Origin of the sequence: Bacillus sp. FJAT-49736 (assembly GCF_018343615.1) — a bacterium.
GTDB lineage: Bacteria > Bacillota > Bacilli > Bacillales > Bacillaceae_C > Margalitia.
In genome coordinates this window covers 372,261-394,114 of the sequence record NZ_JAGYPI010000001.1, presented here as the reverse complement: position 1 = coordinate 394,114, position 21,854 = coordinate 372,261, and the positions used below count along the sequence as shown (strand labels likewise).

Genomic DNA, 21,854 nt, shown 5'->3' with positions numbered 1-21,854 from the left:
AGGGTACATATGCGAATACCCCGTTGAATCATTTCGGTATTTCGGCAAATCTTATATCATAACAAAAAATTGTTTTGTTCTATCCTAACAAGATTCTGCTCTTTTGGCTAATAATAACCTTATTCAAATGGAATATTTCAAATACTAAGTGACGCCAACAGCTACCAAATAGGCGACTAATATTATAATTTTACACAAAAAGGAGAAATATATGAAAATTGATATTATAGGAGATATCCATGGATGCTTTAGTGAATTTCAACAATTGACATTAAAGCTAGGTTATGTGTGGGATGAGGGGATACCTGTTCATCCTTCGAAGCGGAAGCTTGGATTTGTTGGAGATTTAACGGATCGTGGTTCCGATTCTTTGAAAGTTATGGAAACCGTATATCAGCTTTGGAAAAAGCAGCTCGCCTACTATGTACCGGGCAATCATTGCAATAAATTATACCGCTATTTTTTAGGGAACAAGGTACAAATTACTCATGGTCTTGAAACAACGGTAGCGGAACTATCCGTTTGTACGGAGGAAGAAAGAAATTATTTTCGAGATATTTTCCTCGAATTGTACGAAAACTCTCCGCTTTATTTGCAGTTGAATCAAAACAAGCTTGTTATTGCTCATGCAGGAATTCGCGAGGATTATATCGGAAAAATAAACAGTAAGGTAAAAACCTTTGTCCTTTATGGCGATATCACTGGAGAAAAACATGAGGATGGGTCACCGGTGAGAAGAGATTGGGCAAAAAAGTATCATGGTAAAGCGACCATTGTTTACGGCCATACACCTGTATCAGAGCCTAGATTTGTTGGGAACACAGTTAATATCGATACCGGAGCTGTCTTTGGCGGAAAGCTTACTGCTTTAAGGTATCCGGAAATGGAAATAGTATCAGTCCCTTCTTCCATGCCGTTCGTACCGGAAAAATTTAATACTTTTGATTCTTAATAAAAGGCAAAGGATATCAAATGTCTTATTGACAACAGGTGCTATTGGGAATTTCCCTATTCTAATCTAAGAAAAATTTCTTATTTTCAAGCAAGCGTTAATAGACATTTAACTACCTTATCTAAGAAAAATGCTATATAGACATGTTTATTTTAAACAGCTTCCTCCCCTTTTCCAAACATAAAAAAACTCTCCTATTAAAATACAAAAGCAGCAACCGTCATTATACGATGCTGCTTCTATAACCTTATATCCTCTGGAATCTCGCTATGAAAATGCATTTCTTCCTTCGTCACTGGATGGATAAATTGTAAATTACTGCAATGAAGCGCTTGTCTGCGAAATCGGTCTGTTCGACCACCATATAGTTCGTCTCCCAACAATGGATGGCCAATAAAAGACATATGTACCCGAATCTGGTGTGTTCTGCCTGTCTCTAGCCACAATTTTATATGGCAAAAATCTTCAAACTGCTTTAGTACCTCAAAGTGGGTGCAAGCATACTGTCCATCTTGCCTGACTTCTCTTTCAATAATGCTCGTCTCTTTTCTACCGATCGGCTCCTCAATCGTTCCACTTTTTTCAAAAAATACACCTTCTACTAAAGCCTGATATACACGCTTTATTTTTTTACCCTGTTGCATTAGACCGCAAAGGTGATGGATATGGCGATGCTTTGCAATCAGCACGAGACCGGATGTATTTCTATCCAGCCTTGTGACAATATGAGCTGATGATTCAACGGAATTCCTCCGATAGTAGCCCATTAACGCATTTGCTAAGCTTCCGCTCGGATGTTCCCTGGAAGGAATCGTGCTCATGTAAGGAGGTTTATTTATTACCAAGATATATGGATCCTCATAAATGATTTGTAAGGGAATATCTTCGGTGATCAAGGACTCACTTCGTTCTTCGGCTGGAAATATGACTTCTAATGAATCGCCGCATGTGAGCCTGTATCGGACATTTTCCTCCTTACCATTTACTTTGATGAAACCGCCATTAAATTTAATATCTGTTAATGCTCTCCGGGAAATATCATGTTCTGATAAAAAATGCTTAATGAATTTTTCATCATCTTTTTTTTCAATTACCCAGTGAAGGCTAAATGGTGTCACATAACCCCTCCACAATAAATACTTTTTAGAAGCGTTAACGGAAATATCCTAATCGGAAATGAACGAGTCATGAACCCTCTTCCAAAAAGGAAACGGCCTAAATCTTGCAAAACGAATTTTTTCATTTGCTACACGAAATTGGATGGATTTCACATCCTTATGCAACAATGTTAAATGATCAATGGTAATCATAAAGTCCTGTTCCCGAACAGGCTTTAATGTACATGTATGGTGAGACGGTAAAATTAGAGGTGAACCAATAGTACGAAACACCTTATTATTAATTGATGCCATTTCCGCTAATTGAATTGCTTGTAATGATGGGTGAATAATGGCGCCACCAAGCGCCTTATTATAAGCTGTACTCCCTGTTGGAGTGGAGAGGCATAGGCCATCTCCCCTAAAGCGTTCAAAATGTTGGCCCTTGATCTCTATATCCATTACTAGTGTACCTTCCACACACTTTACGGTGGATTCATTTAATGCTAAATATCTAGTTTCCTTTCCACCATGCTGGTAACGAATAATAACCTCTAATGTTGGATATTCAACAACCTGATAACGAGTTTTTGCGATGGCAATAACAAGCTTTTCGATTTCTTCTGGAACCCAATCCGCATAGAAACCTAGATGTCCTGTATGAACACCCACAAATGCCGTTTTATCCAGTCTGGAGCTATACCGATGAAAAGCATACAACAAAGTACCATCTCCGCCAACTGAAATGACGATATCAGGCTGGGACTCATCATAAGTTAAACCAAAATCCTGCAAATATGTACGAATTTTATGCATTAATGCATTCGATTGCGCATTTCCTTTTGATGTTATCGAAAATTTCAAATATGACACCTTCCTTTCACACAACACGCCCAATACTTAATCATTGTTATCCTTATTTGATTTAATTTTTTCTTTATTTTTTGTAAAAAAAGCTTGAGCCTCTTGAATTTCTTCCCGGATTTCGGACATTTCTTCATCTAAAAGAAAGGCTGCCTCCGCAGCTCTTTGTAACCGCATTTTTATATCCTCCGGAAATTGACCTCGATATTTATAATTAAGTGAATGTTCAATAGTAGCCCAAAAATTCATAGCCAACGTTCTAATTTGAATCTCCGCAAGTATTTTTTTCTCTCCATGAATGGTTTGAACTGGGTACTCAATGACGACATGATAAGATCGATATCCACTAAATTTTTTATGTGTAATATAATCTCGTTCTTCGATAATATTAAAATCATTTCTCAGTCTTAATAATGTAACGACTTTTTTTATATCATCCACAAATTGGCACATCATTCGAAGGCCAGCGATATCTTGCATTTCCTGCTCTAATCGATCGAGAGGTATTCCCTTCTGTGTTGCCTTATCTAAAATACTGGAGACTGGTTTAACTCTTCCGGTCACAAATTCAATAGGTGAATGAATATGTTCCTGTTCAAAAAGCGTTCTCATGCCTTTTAGCTTTACCTTTAATTCATCCACTGCCTGCTTATACGGAGCTAGAAATTGATCCCAATGATTCATTAGGCATAACCCCCTTTGTTTCATTTATCATTTTTCCAGAGTTGATCCTAAATAAGAACATTGCAGGCTCTTATCATAAAAAGACGTGCTAATGTATGTTTTTATCCCTATTTTTTCAACATTTATTATATCTTAAATTAGATGGATATTGCGAATGAAATATTACCGTTGTTAAAATACAAGTATTGCATTGGATAAAGGAGTCTTCTAATTATGAGTAAAGAATTAGAAATAGAATTTAAAAATATGGTAACAAAAGAAGAGTTTTACAGAATGATGAAGGAATTTAATATTCTATCGAGAGATTTTATCGAACAACAAAATTATTATTTTGATACTCCTGAATTTGATATTAAGGGGCATCATAGCGCACTAAGAATCCGAAGGAAAAATGATAAGTATGAGCTGACACTTAAACAGCCGGCTAAAGATGGTAATTGGGAAACAAATGAAAAAATGGAAGAAAAGGCAGCCCTTAGCATGATCAAAACTGGATTAATACCTGAAGGAGAAATAAAAACCAGCTTAAAAATGAGTAATATCAGTGTGGAAAATATCATTTGCTTCGGTAGTTTAACCACAAAACGAGTAGAGATTCCATATCAGGATGGCTTATTAGTTTTTGATAATAGTTTCTATTTAAATAAAGAGGATTTTGAGATAGAATATGAAGTGAAGGATAAAAAAATGGGGGAACAACATTTTTTAAGATTAATGGATCGCCTTCAAATTCCCATTCGTTCTACCGATAATAAAATTATCCGCTTTTATAGAGAATATAAAAAACTACAATAATAGAATGTTTTATAGGAGAGGCAATTTAATCATGAATGTAAACCAGCTTAAAACAATGATGGAATTACAAGCATTGCAAAATCTTACAGGTACTAATTCATCTTCCGTACAAGATACTTCCGACAGTAGCTCCCTGTTTCAAGAAATATTAGCTAGTGTGTTGGATAGTATGAATACTAATAGTTCCATGAGCACTACTTCGCTTGATGGTTTAATCTCATCACCTATTGGGTTAAATTCATTGGCTTTCATGAACTCAAATACAAAAGAATTTACGGTTCCTAAAGATTTGGATGAATTGATTAAAAATGCAGCAGTGAAATATAATCTTCCAGAGAAATTAATAAAAGCAGTCATCAAACAAGAATCCAATTTTAATCCTAATGCCTTGAGCCGTAGCGGAGCGTCCGGATTAATGCAATTAATGCCGGCTACAGCAAGAGGCCTTGGCGTAACAAATATATTTGATCCTGCTGAAAATATTGACGCTGGCTCAAAATATTTACGAAATATGCTGGATCGCTATGATGGAAATATCGAATTAGCTTTAGCAGCTTATAATGCCGGCCCTGGGAACGTTCAACGATATAACGGAATTCCCCCTTTTAAAGAAACACAAAATTACGTACAGAAAATAACAAGTCAATTAGTATAAATCCTATTTTCCGTTGCCAATAGAAGAGCAACGGCTTTTTTTTAGGGAATAATCATAGTCTAAATACAAAAAATAAACGATCATAAGGCTATTTGTTTGTGTTATTAATAGGTCATTGCTAAAATAAGTATACATAATTCAACTGTTAAAGGAGTAATCATATGGTAGAAAAGCGAATAGTACCGTATGACGTTATCGGAGAAGAAACATTAAGTAAGCTGGTTGATGCATTTTATTATAGAGTCGCGAGACATCCTGATTTAATTCCTATATTTCCAAAGGATTTATCGGAAGTAGCCAGAAAGCAGAAGCAGTTTTTAACACAATTTTTAGGTGGACCAACTCTCTATTCAGATGAACATGGACATCCAATGATGCGTGCCAGACATTTACCTCATGAGATTACTCCTAAACGTGCAAAGGCATGGTTATCCTGTATGAGTTCTGCTATGGACGAGGTAAACTTAGATGGACCAATTCGGGAACAATTTTTCTCACGATTAGTTCTTACGGCACAGCATATGGTCAATACACCTGATACAACTTTAGGTGAAGAAAATTGAAAGATTATAATACAGAATTTCATATGCTTCATGCGTGTAGTCAAGATAAGAAGCCATTGGAAATATATATATTTGTCGATCCACTATGTCCGGAATGCTGGGCACTGGAACCGATTGTAAAAAAGCTTTATATAGAATATGGCACTTACTTCAGGTTAAAACACGTTTTAAGCGGTAAGCTATCAACATTAAATCTCAGTGTCAAAAAACATGAATCTATTGCACAGCTTTGGGAGAAAACAGCTAGCCGAACAGGTATGTCATGTGATGGCAGTCTTTGGTTTGAAAATCCTATTTCCTCTCCTTATATCGCATCAATTGCTATTAAAGCAGCCGAATTGCAGGGAAAAAGAGCTGGAATGCTGTTTTTGAGGAAAATACAGGAGTTAATTTTTTTACAAAAACAGAACGTTTCGAATCTTGATGTTCTTACAGAATGTGCGAAGAGCATTAATCTTGATATAGAAGAATTCTTAAATGATATCAATTCTTCGAGCGCTGCAAAAGCATTTCAATGTGATCTTAAAATTGTTTCTGAGATGGAAGTATCGGAGATTCCTTCCCTTGTGTTTTTTAATGAAAATATTGAGGATGAGGGTTTAAAAATAACTGGACTGTATCCATATGAGGTTTATGTGCAAATCATTTATGAGCTATTGGGAGAAAAACCACTGCCAGCCCCCCTCCCTCCAATGGAAACATTTTTAAAGCATTATGGACTTGTAGCATCTAAAGAAATTGCTGTGGTCTATAATATGTCCGTTGCGGAAGTAGAAAAAGAGTTAAAAAAATTAGTTTTACAGCAAAAAGTACAAAAAATATCTGGAAAGTACGGAGCATTTTGGCAATATAATATGTAATGACCATAGAAGGAATTTGGTATCGTGCCAAGTTCCTTTTTTTGAGAAATAAAAGAAAAAGGCCTTGCAAATGCAAGACCTTTTTCAACACGAACAAAGGGGATGGGAGAAATTTTTCACGGTCAAACAAAGGGGTATATGTTTGCTTGTGATCAACTTCACTTCTAAACTATACCACGTTAAAGCGTGTACATGCAAGGCTTTGTTAATTGTTTCACAATATTGTCAAAATCCTGTTATATATAAGGAATTCTCGAATATATTTCCATTAGAAGGCATGTTTTTTCTACTATTCATGTTCGTAATAGGAAGGTGAAACAAAAATGAAAAAGCCTACCCTTTTTCTACTTATTTCTTTTATTATCATAAGCTTTTTCCTTAATATTCTAGGTTTAATGAAGCTAATACCAATAATTATTACCTCACCGATTTTATTTCTCTCTTTATTTTTACTCTTGGTGTATCTTAATGACCGAAATACCTTTAAAGGCTTTCACTAATAAAAATTAGCCAGACAAGTAAAACTATGCCTGGCTTTTGTCTATTTATTACGATAGTAACTCTTCCAATTCATTCAGTTTTTCTTCAAAGACCTTAAGAGCTGCTTCAATAGGCTCTGCAGATGTCATATCTACACCCGCTTTTTTCAACACTTCAATTGGATAATCGGAGCTTCCTGCTCTCAGGAATCCAAGATAACGTTCTACTGCGGGCTCACCCTCGCTTAAGATTTGTGAGCTTAATGCGGTTGCAGCACTAAATCCTGTTGCATATTGATATACATAGTAATTGTAGTAGAAATGAGGAATACGAGACCATTCTAAGCCAATTTCCTCATCAATAACGATGTCATCTTCACCAAAATAACGTTTATTTAATTCATAATATTCCTTCGTGAAAACTTCCGCCGTTAATGCCTCTCCGTTTTGCTCTTTTTGATGAATTAAATGCTCGAATTCAGCAAACATTGTTTGACGGAATACAGTTCCTCGGAATCCTTCCAAATAATGATTTAATAAATAAATTCTTTTCTTTTCATCATCTATCGTTTTTAACAGATAATCATTTAATAGGTTCTCATTGCAGGTGGAAGCAACTTCAGCTACAAAAATGGAATAATCGCCATATGGGAAAGGCTGAGTCTTTCTAGTATAGTAACTATGCACACTATGACCAAATTCATGTGCAAGAGTAAATAAATTATTTACATTATCCTGCCAATTCATTAGAATATATGGGTTAGTCCCATACGTACCGGAGGAATAAGCACCGCTTCGCTTACCCTTGTTTTCTACCACGTCCACCCATCGATTATCAAATCCTTCGCGAAGAACCTTTAAGTAATCCTCGCCAAGTGGCGTTAACCCCTTCAAAACCAATTCTTTTGCTTCTTGATAAGGGATTTTCATTTCGACTTCTTTTACCAAAGGTGTATAAAGATCATACATATGCAATTCATCAACACCTAATACCTTTTTACGAAGCTTCACGTATTTATGAAGCAGATGAAGATTATTATTGACCGTATTCACAAGATTATCATATACGCTCTCCGGAATATTATTATTTGATAGAGCTGCATGTCTTGCTGAATCATAGTTACGAACCTTGGAAATGAAATTATCCTTTTTCACTTGTCCGCTTAAAGTACTTGCAAAAGTATTTTGGAATTTTCCATATGTTTCGTATACTGCTTTAAACGCGTCATGTCTAACTCTTTGGTCAGGGCTTTCAAGGAAACGAGAATACCTTCCATGAGTCACTTGAACTTCCTCGCCATTTTCGTCTTTGATGGTCGGGAATTCCAAATCAGCATTATTTAACATGCCAAATGTATTGCTAGAAGCATTCATGACTTCCGAAGCACTTGCAAGCAGTGCTTCTTGATCTGCTGATAATACATGTGGACGCTGAAGATTAATTTCTTCTAAAGAATGTTCATATAGCTGCAAATCTTTATTTTCCTTAAGAAAATCCTTCAACTTATTCTCATCAATCGAAAGAATTTCTGGAACTACATATGCAAATAAACTGCCAGCTTCCGCATATAAACTCTTCATGCGGCTATCCAGCCCTTGGTAAAAAGAATTTGTCGTATCTTGATCATAACGCATATGAGCATATGTATATAATTTGCTTAATCTCTCAAACACAATATCTTGAAATTGTAGTGCATCGTATAAATCTTTTGCACTTTCACCTAATTTTCCTTTAAATTTTGGTGCTTCCTTCGTTAATTCCTTTACTTCTTGATATTCTTGTTCCCAAGCTTCATCTGTTGCAAAAATATCTTCCAATCTCCACGTTAATTCTTTTGGTACATCATTTCGGATTGGTAATGATTTTACTGTAGCCGTTTCACTCATGTTCTTTCCTCCATTCTTTCGATATACGAAAAAAATCGTTCCATTAATAGTTCGCTTTATTTTAAAAAAATCCTGCCTATTAGGACTAACTATCACATTATTTGCGAACAAATTCCTTTTCCATTGAGAATACTTCCTCCATAGTCTTTGGAAAGGCAATCGTTTTATGCAATACAAATATCCCTTTCCGAATCTCACTTAAATACGAATACTCTACTAATGCAAGTAAGTACTGATATACCATTCTATTTTGATAATAATTAGGAACAAACGGTAGTATTCGAAACTGAATATGATTATTGCTTGTCCGCTTTTTAATAGCTGATAGCACCTGATTAAATGTAAATCTTTCTCCAATTTTCAATGCTCGTAAACAGTCAAGCCATATATAAAATTGCCAAACAGCGGGATGTGTTTGACATATACCCATAAAATCCACTCGAATACCTAAAATTGGCGGAAGCAATTGCGGATGACAATTACTCTCATATAAAGATAGTAGAAACGGATCTTGAAATGCTTTGCCATACATTATTTTTTTGTTAAGCCACTGTCTTTTGTTGTAGAACCAATAATCATCTGTTCGTTCTATTTTCTCTAGTTTTGGAAAATGGTGAATAGGAAATATCATTTTGGAAAGAAGTTTAATTTGATAATTTGCTTGAACTTTTCTTGAGGATATTGGAGAAATATTGCTTAAAAAGTGGAAACATTTATTTTCTGGAGTATAGCTGTTAATAATAAAACCATTTTTTTCAGTCGCTTGGATGAATGACCAATGAAATTCATTTAACCAATAAAATCCATTCCCCCCTTTTTGAAATGGGTATCCACCAATAATCCATATCGGAGTAATATTCTGTGATCTGTATCCATTTGATCTCTCTTCTAATAACTTTACGGAAATAGAGGAGCATTGATATTCAATCGCAAACCACTTGCCATTCCTACTTAACAGTATATCTGGCCGTTGTTTTATTTTTGGCAAGTATTTTTCTAAATGTACAACATATCCTTGATTTATTAGCCAAAAAAATAGATCCTGCTTTCCCTGCATATGCTGCAAGGTTTCTGGTTCCGATACGGAAAGACAACTAGCGGATCTTTGATGTGCAAAATGCGGTATTTTGTAGCTCCCAACCTTTAGTATAACGCGTTCCCTGCAAACGGGGCAAAAAAACAGTCTATTCATTTTTAGATATTGCAAATAACGAATATTTTTAACCCCTGCCACATTATATATCTTCCCTTCCTTAGTTAATGCAGTTAACATTATATCCCTCCTTTATCCTTTTATATTCCATATAAGTTCATATTTTCCTTTATTAAATAAAAAAATAAAATCCGATATTGATTTATCGGATTTTATTTGAAATATTCATTTATTGTAGCAAACACGTTGCGTTCCATCACAGTATTTCCATATTCCTCTAAACGATGAACTGTATAAGTTGACTCTTCGCCATACTCGAGTAATATGCTTAAAATATTATCAATATCCTCTTCCTCGAATAATTCATCCGTAAATTCAACATATAAATAATACTTATTATTGTATGAAAATAGCTTAGTTTTTAAGTTATCAAGACCATTTCTTTTAGATAAAGAAATGATATCCTCGAAATCCTTAAATGAAACCATAAATTCTAATAAATCATCATCATTATCCTGGAGAGGTCTTGTTTGGAAATGTTCATCCAAAAATTCTTCAATTTGTTCGTTTATCGGAAAATCTTTTAATTTATCCTCTGGAATTGGAAGTTCAAATCTTTGACCATCTTTTGATAGTTGTGCCTTTGTTACAAGTACTTCTAACCCTTTTTCCATTGCTTGTACTTGTATCCATAACGGACCTTCCGGAACAAACTCCTCTTCATGATGAATTTCGTCCATCATTTCCCAGAATAATTCCTCGCTTCTCTCGCGATTATACCAGATTTCTTCGCGGTCAAAGCCTCTTTCCTCAATATCCAAATATGATATATAAAACTTAACGGTATTTTCATTTATTCTTTCGATATCCATACATCAACTCTCCCTTCTTTTAAAAGTGTTGAACGGACATCTAACCTGATAAAGACTTGAGTATGACAAGAGATAAAAATGTTTACACCTTGTACTCTTATTCTATGATAAAAGTGCGGTAAATGGAAATAAAATAAATGCCAAATTTCAAAAATCCATGTTCACCCATTGATTATTGTGATATTATTCTGCTTATTTTAACCGATTTTCAGAAAATTTTCAAGATAAGAAACCTATAAAATGTCATGTAAAACGCCTTCATTCAAAATGAATGGAAGGCGTCATAATTATTTATTATCAATAAAATTTTTTAATTAACTAGCTTTTGGGCTTCACGCAGTTGGAACGTGCGAACCTTTCTAGGTAGAAATCTTCGTATTTCGTCTTCATTATAACCAACTTGAAGTCTCTTTTCATCCAAAATAATAGGTCTCCTTAGCAAGCCTGGATTCTTTTGGATAAGGTTAAATAAGTTTGGCAATGGCAATGTCTCTAAGTCCACATTTAATTTTTGAAACGTTTTGGAACGAGTCGAAATGATTTCATCTGTTCCATCTTCCGTCATCCTAAGAATTTCTTTAATTTCTTCAAGAGAGAGTGGTTCAGAGAAAATATTACGCTCTTTATATGAAATATTATTTTCTTCTAGCCAATTACGTGCTTTCCTGCATGATGTACAACTTGGTGAAGTGTATAATGTTACCATTTATCATTCACACTCCTTCTATTATTTAAAGATCCCCATTAATTTGGTCTCTATTCTAAATTAAAATAACTTTTAACAAAAAACCTATATTAAGTATTATACACCATTTGGACTTACATGAATATATTTTTTCAAAAATTGATGCAACCATCTTATAAACATGACTTTTTTGTGAATTGCTTTACATTGTTTTCCCCCTTTTTTCCATTGTTAAAACATATTATACAGCGTTAATATTAAAAAATCCTTAAACTGATTCTCAGTCTCATTTAATATTTGAAAATTGTCGAATTTCCTGGGGAATAAGAAAAGCTTAAACCGCCTGTTCATCGAAGTATAAACTGTAGGGCTTCGACTGAGATAATGGAAACAGTACTGAGGTAGTTCACGAGCTATTGAAAAAGGCACTACCATTTTCACCGAGTTAAATTAAATCTTCAAATTTAACCTGATGTAACATAACGTAGGGAAAAGACCGGAAGTTTGCAAATCGAAAGGAGTTGGAGCTAGACATAAGAAAAGTGATTCTAACTGCTTAACGGTTAGCTTACAAAAAAAAAATCGACCCATAGGATCGATTATTTTTTATATAATGATTGATATTGTTTGAGCTCTTTCTCTGAGCAATAAACATAATGACCTGGCACAACTTCACGCATTTTTACTTCTTCACCCTGTGCATATTGATGCATTTGTGGATCATAAGTTTTGCGAATGCGAGAACGTTCATAATCCGGATCAGGAAGTGGTATTGCTGATAGTAAAGATTGAGTGTATGGATGTAATGGATTATTATATAAATCCTCAGCAGGAGCCAATTCGACTAATTTACCAAAATACATTACTCCAATGCGGTCACTAATATACTTCACCATCGATAAATCATGCGCTATAAATAAATAGGTGAGCCCTTTTTCCTTTTGTAATCTTTTCAGCAAATTAACAACCTGAGCCTGGATGGATACATCAAGTGCAGAAATTGGCTCATCTGCAATAATAAATTCAGGTTCAACGGCTAGTGCACGTGCAATTCCAATACGCTGTCTTTGACCGCCTGAAAATTCATGGGGATAACGGTTGGCATGCTCGCGATTTAGACCAACAGTTTCAAGCAGCTTGTACACCTTATCCATTCTTTCCTTGCTAGATGAAGCTAAACCGTGAATATCAATGCCTTCTGCAATAATATCGGCAACTTTCATTCTTGGATTTAATGAAGCTTGAGGATCCTGAAAGATCATTTGCATTTTTTGATTAAATTTCTTTAGCTCAGCACGAGATTTTTTGGCGTGAACATTTTCACCATTAAATAATACTTCTCCATCTGTTGCATTATATAAGCGAATGATGGTTCTTCCCGTAGTTGATTTCCCACATCCGGATTCACCTACAAGTCCGAGAGTTTCTCCTTTATATATATCAAAAGAGATATCATCAATTGCTTTTACTTCATTTGCTTTTCCTTTATTAAAATACTGCTTTAAATTTTTTATTTCTAATAATTTTTCTGTACTAGACATTCTTTACTTCCTCCTTATGCGGAGTGGTATCAGCCTGATTTGCGAATTTACGCATACGCTTTTTAACGGCTTCAGGCGGTTCTACCTTTGGAGCATCAGGATGCAATAACCAGGTTGCAGCATAATGTGTATCCGAAACCTTAAACATTGGCGGTTGCTTCTCCAAATCAATCTGCATGGCATAAGCATTTCGAGGTGCAAAAGCATCACCTACTGGCGGATGCAATAAGTCTGGAGGTGTTCCAGGTATTGCATACAGCTCTTCATCTGCCGTATCTAAACTAGGCATTGAGCTGATCAATCCCCATGTATATGGATGTTGTGGATTGTAGAAAATTTCATCTACAGTACCAACTTCTACAATCTTTCCACCATACATTACTGCAACACGATCAGCAACATTAGCCACAACTCCTAAATCATGAGTAATAAAGATTATAGAAGTATTTATTTTGTTCTGCAAATCCTTCATAAGTTCCAAAATTTGCGCTTGTATAGTTACGTCAAGTGCAGTAGTAGGCTCATCTGCAATTAATACTTTCGGATTACAAGCTAACGCAATCGCAATAACAACACGTTGTCTCATACCTCCGGAAAATTGATGCGGATATTGCTTATAGCGGATCTCCGCCTTTGGTATCCCTACCATTTTCAAAAGTTCAATGGCACGTTTCTTCGCTTCTGGTTTACTTAGATTTTGATGCTTTAAAAGGGGCTCCATAATTTGCTTACCCACTGTCATTGTAGGATTTAGCGATGTCATTGGATCTTGAAATATCATGGATATTTCTTTCCCTCTTATTTTCTGCATTTCTTTTTCAGATAGCTTCGCAATATCCTTACCATCAAATAATATTTCACCTGATTTAATTTCGGAATTATGTTCAGGTAATAGTCGCATTATTGTTTTTGTTGTAACTGATTTACCTGATCCTGATTCTCCTACAATAGCGAGAGTCTCACCCTCATTTAGTTCAAAGTTTACACCGCGAATGGCTTGTACTTCCCCAGCGAATGTATGGAATGAGATATGAAGATCTTTTACTTCTAATACTTTTCCCATTTTTTTCACCTCTCTTAATCACGCATCTTCGGATCAAGTGCATCACGAAGACCATCTGCTAATAAGTTGAATGCAATCATAATAATACTTAAGATAGCACCCGGGAACAGCATTTGATATGGTAAAAATCTTAGAACTTTGTAGCCATCTTCAATTAACGTACCTAGTGAAGCTGTTGGTGCTTGTAGCCCAAGTCCTATAAAGCTTAAGAATGATTCAAAAAATATCGCATTTGGAATAATAAACATTGTATTAATGATAATTACACTTGCCATATTCGGAATCAAATGTTTAAAGATAATTGTACCGTTTTTCGCTCCCAATGTTTTGGCAGCCAACACATATTCCTGTGATTTTAATTTTAAGATCTGACCGCGTACAACCCTGGCCATTCCAACCCAGCCCGTTATGGTCAATGCGAGTGTAATGGATAATATCCCCGGCTGTAAAACTAATATCATTAGAATTACGACTACTAGATCAGGAATTCCAGATAGAACCTCGATAATCCTTTGCATAATATTATCAACTCTACCACCATAATATCCTGAAATAGCACCATATGCGACACCAATTATCATGTTAATAGCTGCAGCTAAAAATGCTATATATAAGGAAATACGAGTTCCTTTCCATACACGAGTGAAAAGGTCACGGCCTAGTGAATCTGTTCCAAACCAATAGTACTCTTTAACATGTTTTTGTTCATATGAGTTTACCTTTACACCGCCTACGGTTTGTGTTCCATCAAAAATCCCAAGCTTTTCAAGTCCCGGAATTCTTGGAGGAAGATTGGATTTTGCTAGATCCTGTTTATTGAAGCCATAATCATTAATGTGTGGACCAATTAAAGCCATAATTATTAATAAAATTAACAGAACCATACTTACAATGGCACCTTTATTTTTACGAACACGAAGCCATGCATCTTGCCAAAACGTTAAGCTAGGCTTTTCAATGACTTCTCCTTTTGATGCATCAATATGGGCGGGTTGAAATTTCTCTGGTGATATTTTTTCTTCGACTATCATTATTTTTTCCCTCCCGATAAGCGAATACGTGGATCAATTACTCCGTAAAGTAAATCGACTATTAAAATGATAACAACTAACATTATTGCAAACAGTAAAGTTGTACCCATAATAATTCCGTAGTCATTTACTACTATAGATTGGACGAACTGATTCCCGATTCCTGGAATAGCAAAAATATTTTCAATTACAAGTGAACCCGTCATCAAACCTACCGCAAGTGGGCCCATAACTGTAATTAATGGAATTAATGCATTTCTAAAGCCATGCTTGAATGCAATTTCAAATGCATTGGCGCCTTTTGCTCTTGCTAATACAATATAATCTGAGTTTAATACATCAATCATTTCCGTTCTCATAAATCTCGCAGCGATTGCGATTGGAAACATCGATAACGCAATCGTTGGAAGAATCGTATAAGAAAACCCATTCCAGTATGCAACCGGCAACAATTGCAGCTTAGCAGCAATGAAGTATTGCAATACCGCTGCAAACACGAAAGATGGTATCGACTTTCCAAGTACTGCAATGAAAGTTGAACCGTAATCCAACCATGTATTCTGTTTCAATGCCGCTAATACACCTAATAGTATTCCGACAATAGTACCAAAGATTAATGCCTCAACACCTAGGGTAGCGGATGGTCCGATGCGCTCGGCAATAAGAGTGGAAACATCGCGGTTATCAAATTGGAAAGAAGTACCTAAGTCTCCTTTTAACAGGTTCAGCATGTAATGAGCATATTGCACAGGCACAGGATCATTCAATCCGTATTTCTCATTCATGATGTGAATCTGTTCTTGCGAAAGCTTCGCTTCAGCACTAAAAGGAGTTCCCGGCATAAGCTTCATGAGGAAAAAAGTAATAGAAGCGATGACAAATATTGTGATTACCATGTATACAACACGTTGCAAGAAATATTTCGCCATTGCTGCACCTCCTAATAACATTAATTAAATAGAAAATTCGTCAAAGTTCGACAATTTCATAGCAGGGAAAAAGAGAGTACATGTTTATATACTCTCTTTTCCACCTGTACTTGTTGATAAGTTACATTTATTTTTCAATAGATGCCCATTTGTAGCTGTAATCAGGACCGAATGGATGTTTCACAATACCTTTTACATATGGTTTTTGTAAAACTGCAAGTGCTCTTTGGTATACAGGAGCAATCGCTGCATCTTTATCAAGAAGAATTTTTTCTGCATCTAATTGCATCTTAGTATATTGTTCAGGAGTAACTCCTTTACCAAGTTTTGTATATGCTTCATTTACTAACTTATCATATTCTGAATTGGAATAACTCATTTTGTTTTGGTCTCCGCCAGTTACGAATAAGCTAGAGAATGTGTACATATCTTGATAGTCAGGACCCCAACCAGCAAACTGGATATCATAATCTTGTTGGTTATCAAGTTGCAAGCGTACTTTAAATGGTGGTTCTTTCAATTTAATTGTAAGGCCAGGAAGATTTTGTTCTAATTGACCTTTCAAATACTCGTCCATTTTCTTAGAAAGTTCAGTGTCACCACTTAATAATTCTAATGTTACATTAGACTTTCCAATTTCTTTTAAGCCTTGAGTCCATAGATTTTTTGCTTCTTTTGGATCATATTTTAGGAAATCTCCGTTTTCTTTACGAACATCTTCCCCATTTGATGGATCTTTCAAGAAATCTTTTGGATATAATCCGTATGATGCAATAGATCCGTTAGCAAGGATTGTAGTAGCCATTGCTTCTTTATCAAATGCTTTTGCAATTGCTTTACGAATATTTGCATTCGCTAAAACTGTTTTTTGCTTTAAGCGTTCTTGGTTAAATTTCAAATAGAATACTGTTGGTTCTGGTAAAGTCTTGTAGTCTGGATTGTTTTTATATTGAGCTGCATACTCACCACTCAAAATACCCCAGTCAAGCTTGTTAGTATCATAAAGGTTAACAACTGTACCTGGATCTTTTACAACGTTAACATTAATTTCAGAAAGTTTTACAGAATCTTTGTCCCAATAATTTGGATTCTTTTCATATGTCCATGATTCACCAGTTCCGTTCCATTTTGTTAAAACAAACGGACCATTGTATACCATGTTATCGCTGTTTGACGCATAATCTTTCCCTTTAGATTCAACATATTTTTGATCCAATGGGTAGAATAATGGGAATGTCATTAATGACTTAAAGTAGTTGATTGGATGCTCTAAAGTTACCTCTAAAGTTTTATCATCAATCGCTTTAACTCCTAATTGATCTGGTTTCATCTTTTTAGCAGCAATCTGTGCAGCGTTTTTGATAACGCCACCCATCATAAATGCTCCATATGGAGAAGCATTTTTAGGGTCGATAGCTTGTCTCCAAGAATAAACGAAGTCGTTAGCTGTTACAGCATCTCCGTTTGACCATTTTGCATCACGAAGTTTAAATGTCCATACTGTCTGATCTGCATTAGTTTTTGGTTCTTCTGCAGCCATACCTAGTGTAGGATTGTTATCTTGATCTAATCTCATTAGTCCTTCGAATACCTGGTTCATCACATTATATGATGCAGCATCTTGTGCCATATAAGTATTCATTGTTGGAATTTCGGCAGTTTCCATAATGTTTAGAACTTGCTTACCATTCCCCTTTGATGATGAACTGCTTGCATTACCGTTATTATTACTCTTGCCTCCACAAGCTCCAAGAATCATACTTAGAACTAATGATAAAGCAAGAAGTAATCCTAATTTACCTTTTGACTTTCTCATGGTGGACCTCCCTTTTTCTATTTTCTGAAAACTTTCTACATTGTCTATTATATATTTTTTTTTAAATTTGTACATATTTTTTTATTTAATTATCATAAAAAAATAAAATTCAAAATATTTCAACCCTTATTTTGCCCATTATATATAGAAATATATCCATTATTTAATTTTTTAAATTATTCTAATATAATTAAAATAATCAGTCTATAATCTTTTCACCTCTCTAGTTGATTATTTGTTTCATACTATTTATTCTTTTTATAGAGGTGATTTATTTGATTAAAAAAATAATATGGTGGTTCTTCCCCTCGCAAATATTAGTGTTTCTGTTATCATTTATTAAATACCATACTGTTGGATTACTACAATATATAAATATTTCCTTCATTATAGGGGGAATCCTGTTATTTATATCCATTTCAGTCTATCTACTTAATACCGGTTTTTTTGATGTGACGACTGAAGGTTTCCGACGTGTTTTTAATAGAAACAAATTAAAAAAGGAAGAACTAGATGAGATGAGGCCGATGTCCGAGCTAATTACTTTTAACTATATTCCAATGCTCGTTAATGCTCTAATCATGCTGATCATCATGGCTATAGCTTTATTATTTTACTATTATGTTTAAGAACTTTTTTACAACAATAATTTATTAATTTGGAGGAAAGAAGATAATGAAAACAATATTTTCGGGTATTCAGCCGAGTGGAACTATTACTCTCGGCAATTATATCGGAGCGTTAAAACAATTTGTTGAATTACAGGACGAATATAATTGCTATTTCTGTATTGTAGATGAGCACGCTATAACTGTCCCTCAAGACCGCTTGCAATTGAGAAAAAATATAAGAAGTCTTGCAGCTTTGTATTTAGCTGTTGGAATTGATCCTAATAAAGCTACCCTTTTTATCCAATCAGAGGTTCCTGCCCATGCTCAGGCCGGTTGGATGCTCCAATGTGTTGCTTACATTGGGGAACTAGAGAGAATGACACAATTTAAGGAGAAATCTTCCGGTAAGGATGCTGTTTCTGCAGGATTGCTAACCTATCCTCCATTAATGGCAGCAGATATTTTACTATATGGAGCAGATTTAGTACCAGTAGGAGAAGATCAGAAGCAACATTTGGAGTTAACAAGGGATTTAGCAGATAGATTTAATAAAAAGTATAATGACATATTCACAATGCCTGAGGTAAGCATTCCAAAGGTTGGTGCCAGAATCATGTCGTTGCAGGATCCTATGAAGAAAATGAGCAAGTCAGATCCAAATTCTAAGGCATTTATCTCCATTCTTGATGATGCCAAAACGATTGAAAAGAAGATTAAAAGCTCTGTTACTGATTCAGATGGGATCGTAAGATATGACAAGGAAAATAAACCAGGTATTTCAAATCTACTATCTATTTACTCTATTCTTGGAGGACTTTCGATTAACGAGATTGAGGAAAAATATGCCGGTAAAGGATATGGAGATTTCAAATCAGATTTAGCTAATGTTGTAATTCAAGCTCTTGCACCTATTCAGGAAAAATATTATTCCCTTGTTGATTCTCAGGAATTGGATGATATTTTGGATTTGGGGGCAGAAAAAGCTAATGCCACAGCAAATAAAATGCTTAAAAAAATGGAAAATGCTATGGGATTGGGGCGTAAATAAGAATAGCGGAAGCGACTTGCTCATTGGCGTACAGATGAGTGAAATTAGCCCTTTAAATTTCTACTTCTTAGTCTTCGACTGAGATAAAGGAAACACAGGAAACACAGTGAGGCCGCTCAAGAGCTATTGAAAATAGCAGTGTATTTTTACCAAGTGAAAATAGCAGTGTATTTTTACCAAGTGAAAATAGTAGTGTATTTTTACCAAGTGAAAATAGTAGTGTATTTTCAACTGATGTTGTCTTATCGTAGGAAGGAGACGTAGAAATCTTCTAGCCGATAGACGATTGCACTAGACAAAAAAAGAACTGGGATATTTTTTCCAGTTCTTTTTTTCTATCACGCTTTCCTATAAAATGTTGCTTTTCGTAAATTATTATAAATCCATCGTAAGTTTAATTTCGGAGCAGCTTTTCTGAAAAGGATTATTGATTCTTTACTTATTTAGGGTATCATAAAATTTTCGTTTAACAAATGACATATTTGATGAAAAGAGCCCTTTATAATAATTCACTTTTGGATCCGTTCTCCATTTCCCAAAGCTTTTCAAAGAAGGGTTGTCCCTTTATAAGATTCTCACAAAGGGTTGCATGCTTTTCCGTCCACCCTACCTTTACTTCTGAAAAGAGCCTTTCCCATATCATATCAAATTTCATTTCTTGAATTTCTTTATAGCATTCCGGTGCCCACTCAGTGTACCAATAACGTATTTCCGCAGTGTTTTTCGAAGAATAGAGCTGATCTAATGCCATAAATAGCAACTGCTTTAATTGCCGTTCTTTTCTCGTTAGCCCATTCATCAAATATGGCTCAGGAGATAAAATATGATATCCTTTTTCACTTTCTTTTATTTCAAACTTATAAGATATCGGTTCATGATCCTGAATCATGTCATATACTAGCTGTTCTTGCCTAGGAATTAATCTACTTTTTCGAATTGGGATTTGGTATCCGATAGTATCTACCGCTAATATACCAATCCCATCTGTTACAACAAAACAATAATCAACTTGAATTCGTTCATGATTTTTTCGTAAATATGCTTTCTGGTAAATATCATTAAGAAGACCTTGTGGGAGCTCTCCCAAATCATTTTCTATGTAGTCAAATAATACAGACTCTACCAAGAGTAATGGGACTTGATCCAGTAATTCAATTACATCATCCCTACGCCATTCATGAAAGTGGCAAACATTATACCCATTCTCCTCCCCCTCAAACCAATTTACCCATACATCATGAAGATATAGCATTTTTTTACCCCCTTGCTTCTCAACTATTTATCAAACAGTATAGGCAGCCATTAGTTAAATTATTCCTTCATAGGAATTATTACATCCCCCTCCCAAAACTTTTTGAATGTAACTACTTTTAATTTAGAAAAAAAACACAGTAAGCACTGTGTTCGTCTAGTTATTCAAGAAAATTATCAATTAGAAGTGACTTCGATGATTCAGATAATGTTTTTTGAATGGTAAATGGGTGATGTTTTTTATACTCTGATATAATTTTATACCCTATGGCATATCCCATCATTCTTGGAACAAACTTTCTGCCAAATAGAAGATCATCATGCATCCAATTTCTTCTGTCAATACTTAAGCGCTCTTTAAAATCGCTATGCCAAAAGCGCTTCAGCTGCTTATCTGAATAGCCTCTCGTCCATTCAGCAAGATATTTCTCCCCACAATACTCTTCCACCGCATGCTCTGCTAATCCTTCGAGAATTAATGAATCCAATAATGTATAGTCTAAAGGCTGTTTACTAAGGTTATGCATTCTTGTAGCATGATGATATTCATGAATAAAAAGAGCTTCTAACTCCTTCTGATCTTGCAGTGGAGAAAGAAATAAATAGAGATTTTTTTCAAATGTTAAACCTGATTTTCCATGTGTTTCGCGCATTAACGAACGATTAGCACCGTTTATTGGAAATATATAAATATTTACCTCCGGCCCATTCCATAACTTCTTATATTTTTGATACAATTTCTCCACCTTTTGCCAATATAGAGCCTTTTTTAGCTCTTCAAAAATATTCTTATTAACAAACGAAGGCTGGTACATACCAAAGTTTTTCAAATATTTGTAAAAGCCATTCCCCTTACCGGAGGAGACACCTCGTGATTTGCTACATAGCTCTTCCGGGTCATAAAAGGAATCATCCAACCATTTATCCGTTCTTATTACCCCATTGGAAACACCTCACTTATCCTCTACAGTATATGTTTAAGCACAAAAAAAGAGATAGGCAGAACCTATCTCTTTTA

Annotated in this window: 21 protein-coding genes; 7 read left to right on the top strand and 14 right to left on the bottom strand. The window is 35.0% G+C overall.

What is annotated here, in order from left to right:
- Positions 1 to 211: 211 nt before the first annotated feature.
- Complete coding sequence (prpE, locus tag KHA87_RS02120; RefSeq protein WP_213092458.1) at positions 212 to 952, top strand: bis(5'-nucleosyl)-tetraphosphatase PrpE; 741 nt, start codon at positions 212 to 214, stop codon at positions 950 to 952.
- A gap of 239 nt (positions 953 to 1,191) precedes the next feature.
- Here the strand turns inward: prpE and KHA87_RS02115 are convergent, their stop codons facing one another.
- The 3 genes from KHA87_RS02115 to yjbM are packed head-to-tail and all read right to left on the bottom strand — an operon-like array spanning position 1,192 to position 3,597.
- Entirely contained in the window at positions 1,192 to 2,070 is an 879-nt protein-coding gene (locus tag KHA87_RS02115; RefSeq protein WP_213092457.1) for an RluA family pseudouridine synthase, read from the bottom strand.
- Positions 2,071 to 2,118: 48 nt separating this feature from the next.
- Entirely contained in the window at positions 2,119 to 2,913 is a 795-nt protein-coding gene (locus KHA87_RS02110; protein WP_213092456.1) for an NAD kinase, read from the bottom strand.
- Positions 2,914 to 2,949: 36 nt separating this feature from the next.
- Complete coding sequence (gene yjbM, locus KHA87_RS02105; protein ID WP_213092455.1) at positions 2,950 to 3,597, bottom strand: GTP diphosphokinase; 648 nt, start codon at positions 3,595 to 3,597, stop codon at positions 2,950 to 2,952.
- A 213-nt stretch (positions 3,598 to 3,810) separates the two neighbouring features.
- Here yjbM and KHA87_RS02100 point away from each other — a divergent pair, with 213 nt between their 5' ends.
- The 4 genes from KHA87_RS02100 to KHA87_RS02085 all read left to right on the top strand — a co-directional run bounded on the left by KHA87_RS02100 (position 3,811) and on the right by KHA87_RS02085 (position 6,470).
- Positions 3,811 to 4,392: a CYTH domain-containing protein gene (locus KHA87_RS02100; protein WP_213092454.1), complete on the top strand. Its 582-nt coding sequence runs from the start codon at positions 3,811 to 3,813 to the stop codon at positions 4,390 to 4,392.
- 31 nt (positions 4,393 to 4,423) lie between these two features.
- On the top strand, positions 4,424 to 5,047 hold the full coding sequence (locus tag KHA87_RS02095; protein ID WP_213092453.1) for a lytic transglycosylase domain-containing protein: 624 nt from the start codon (positions 4,424 to 4,426) through the stop codon (positions 5,045 to 5,047).
- Positions 5,048 to 5,208: 161 nt separating this feature from the next.
- Positions 5,209 to 5,610 (top strand): globin domain-containing protein, encoded by a 402-nt coding sequence (locus tag KHA87_RS02090; RefSeq protein WP_213092452.1) that lies wholly within the window; start codon positions 5,209 to 5,211, stop codon positions 5,608 to 5,610.
- Between the two features lie 23 nt (positions 5,611 to 5,633).
- The gene (locus tag KHA87_RS02085) at positions 5,634 to 6,470 is read left to right on the top strand and encodes a ClpXP adapter SpxH family protein (protein ID WP_213094216.1); all 837 of its coding nucleotides are present in this window, start codon (positions 5,634 to 5,636) and stop codon (positions 6,468 to 6,470) included.
- A 548-nt stretch (positions 6,471 to 7,018) separates the two neighbouring features.
- On the opposite strand, the gene pepF is transcribed toward KHA87_RS02085, so the two are convergent.
- The 9 genes from pepF to KHA87_RS02040 all read right to left on the bottom strand — a co-directional run bounded on the left by pepF (position 7,019) and on the right by KHA87_RS02040 (position 17,926).
- Complete coding sequence (pepF, locus tag KHA87_RS02080; RefSeq protein WP_213092451.1) at positions 7,019 to 8,836, bottom strand: oligoendopeptidase F; 1,818 nt, start codon at positions 8,834 to 8,836, stop codon at positions 7,019 to 7,021.
- 97 nt (positions 8,837 to 8,933) lie between these two features.
- Positions 8,934 to 10,109 carry a competence protein CoiA gene (locus KHA87_RS02075; protein ID WP_213092450.1) on the bottom strand — a complete coding sequence of 392 codons (1,176 nt, stop codon included), beginning with the start codon at positions 10,107 to 10,109 and terminating at the stop codon, positions 8,934 to 8,936.
- A 92-nt stretch (positions 10,110 to 10,201) separates the two neighbouring features.
- A complete protein-coding gene (mecA, locus tag KHA87_RS02070) occupies positions 10,202 to 10,861 on the bottom strand; it encodes an adaptor protein MecA (protein WP_213092449.1) in 660 nt (219 codons plus the stop codon).
- Positions 10,862 to 11,171: 310 nt separating this feature from the next.
- On the bottom strand, positions 11,172 to 11,567 hold the full coding sequence (gene spxA / locus KHA87_RS02065) for a transcriptional regulator SpxA (RefSeq protein ID WP_213092448.1): 396 nt from the start codon (positions 11,565 to 11,567) through the stop codon (positions 11,172 to 11,174).
- Between the two features lie 578 nt (positions 11,568 to 12,145).
- On the bottom strand, positions 12,146 to 13,087 hold the full coding sequence (locus KHA87_RS02060; protein ID WP_213092447.1) for an ABC transporter ATP-binding protein: 942 nt from the start codon (positions 13,085 to 13,087) through the stop codon (positions 12,146 to 12,148).
- Entirely contained in the window at positions 13,080 to 14,150 is a 1,071-nt protein-coding gene (locus tag KHA87_RS02055; RefSeq protein ID WP_213092446.1) for an ABC transporter ATP-binding protein, read from the bottom strand. Before KHA87_RS02055 ends, KHA87_RS02060 begins: the two co-directional genes overlap by 8 nt.
- Before the next feature lie 14 nt (positions 14,151 to 14,164).
- Positions 14,165 to 15,181: an oligopeptide ABC transporter permease gene (opp3C, locus tag KHA87_RS02050; RefSeq protein ID WP_213092445.1), complete on the bottom strand. Its 1,017-nt coding sequence runs from the start codon at positions 15,179 to 15,181 to the stop codon at positions 14,165 to 14,167.
- Entirely contained in the window at positions 15,181 to 16,110 is a 930-nt protein-coding gene (gene opp3b, locus KHA87_RS02045; protein WP_213092444.1) for an oligopeptide ABC transporter permease, read from the bottom strand. The genes opp3C and opp3b overlap by 1 nt, the downstream gene beginning before the upstream one ends.
- A gap of 127 nt (positions 16,111 to 16,237) precedes the next feature.
- The gene (locus KHA87_RS02040) at positions 16,238 to 17,926 is read right to left on the bottom strand and encodes a peptide ABC transporter substrate-binding protein (protein ID WP_213092443.1); all 1,689 of its coding nucleotides are present in this window, start codon (positions 17,924 to 17,926) and stop codon (positions 16,238 to 16,240) included.
- A gap of 275 nt (positions 17,927 to 18,201) precedes the next feature.
- Here KHA87_RS02040 and KHA87_RS02035 point away from each other — a divergent pair, with 275 nt between their 5' ends.
- On the top strand, positions 18,202 to 18,555 hold the full coding sequence (locus KHA87_RS02035; protein ID WP_213092442.1) for a DUF3899 domain-containing protein: 354 nt from the start codon (positions 18,202 to 18,204) through the stop codon (positions 18,553 to 18,555).
- Between the two features lie 43 nt (positions 18,556 to 18,598).
- Positions 18,599 to 19,585, top strand: coding sequence for a tryptophan--tRNA ligase (trpS, locus tag KHA87_RS02030; RefSeq protein ID WP_213094215.1), 987 nt, complete (start codon positions 18,599 to 18,601; stop codon positions 19,583 to 19,585).
- A 499-nt stretch (positions 19,586 to 20,084) separates the two neighbouring features.
- Here the strand turns inward: trpS and KHA87_RS02025 are convergent, their stop codons facing one another.
- Together KHA87_RS02025 and KHA87_RS02020 are read right to left on the bottom strand one after the other, a co-directional pair.
- A complete protein-coding gene (locus KHA87_RS02025; RefSeq protein ID WP_213092441.1) occupies positions 20,085 to 20,837 on the bottom strand; it encodes a YjbA family protein in 753 nt (250 codons plus the stop codon).
- A gap of 160 nt (positions 20,838 to 20,997) precedes the next feature.
- The gene (locus KHA87_RS02020) at positions 20,998 to 21,651 is read right to left on the bottom strand and encodes a DUF2268 domain-containing putative Zn-dependent protease (RefSeq protein WP_283249432.1); all 654 of its coding nucleotides are present in this window, start codon (positions 21,649 to 21,651) and stop codon (positions 20,998 to 21,000) included.
- Positions 21,652 to 21,854 lie beyond the last annotated feature (203 nt).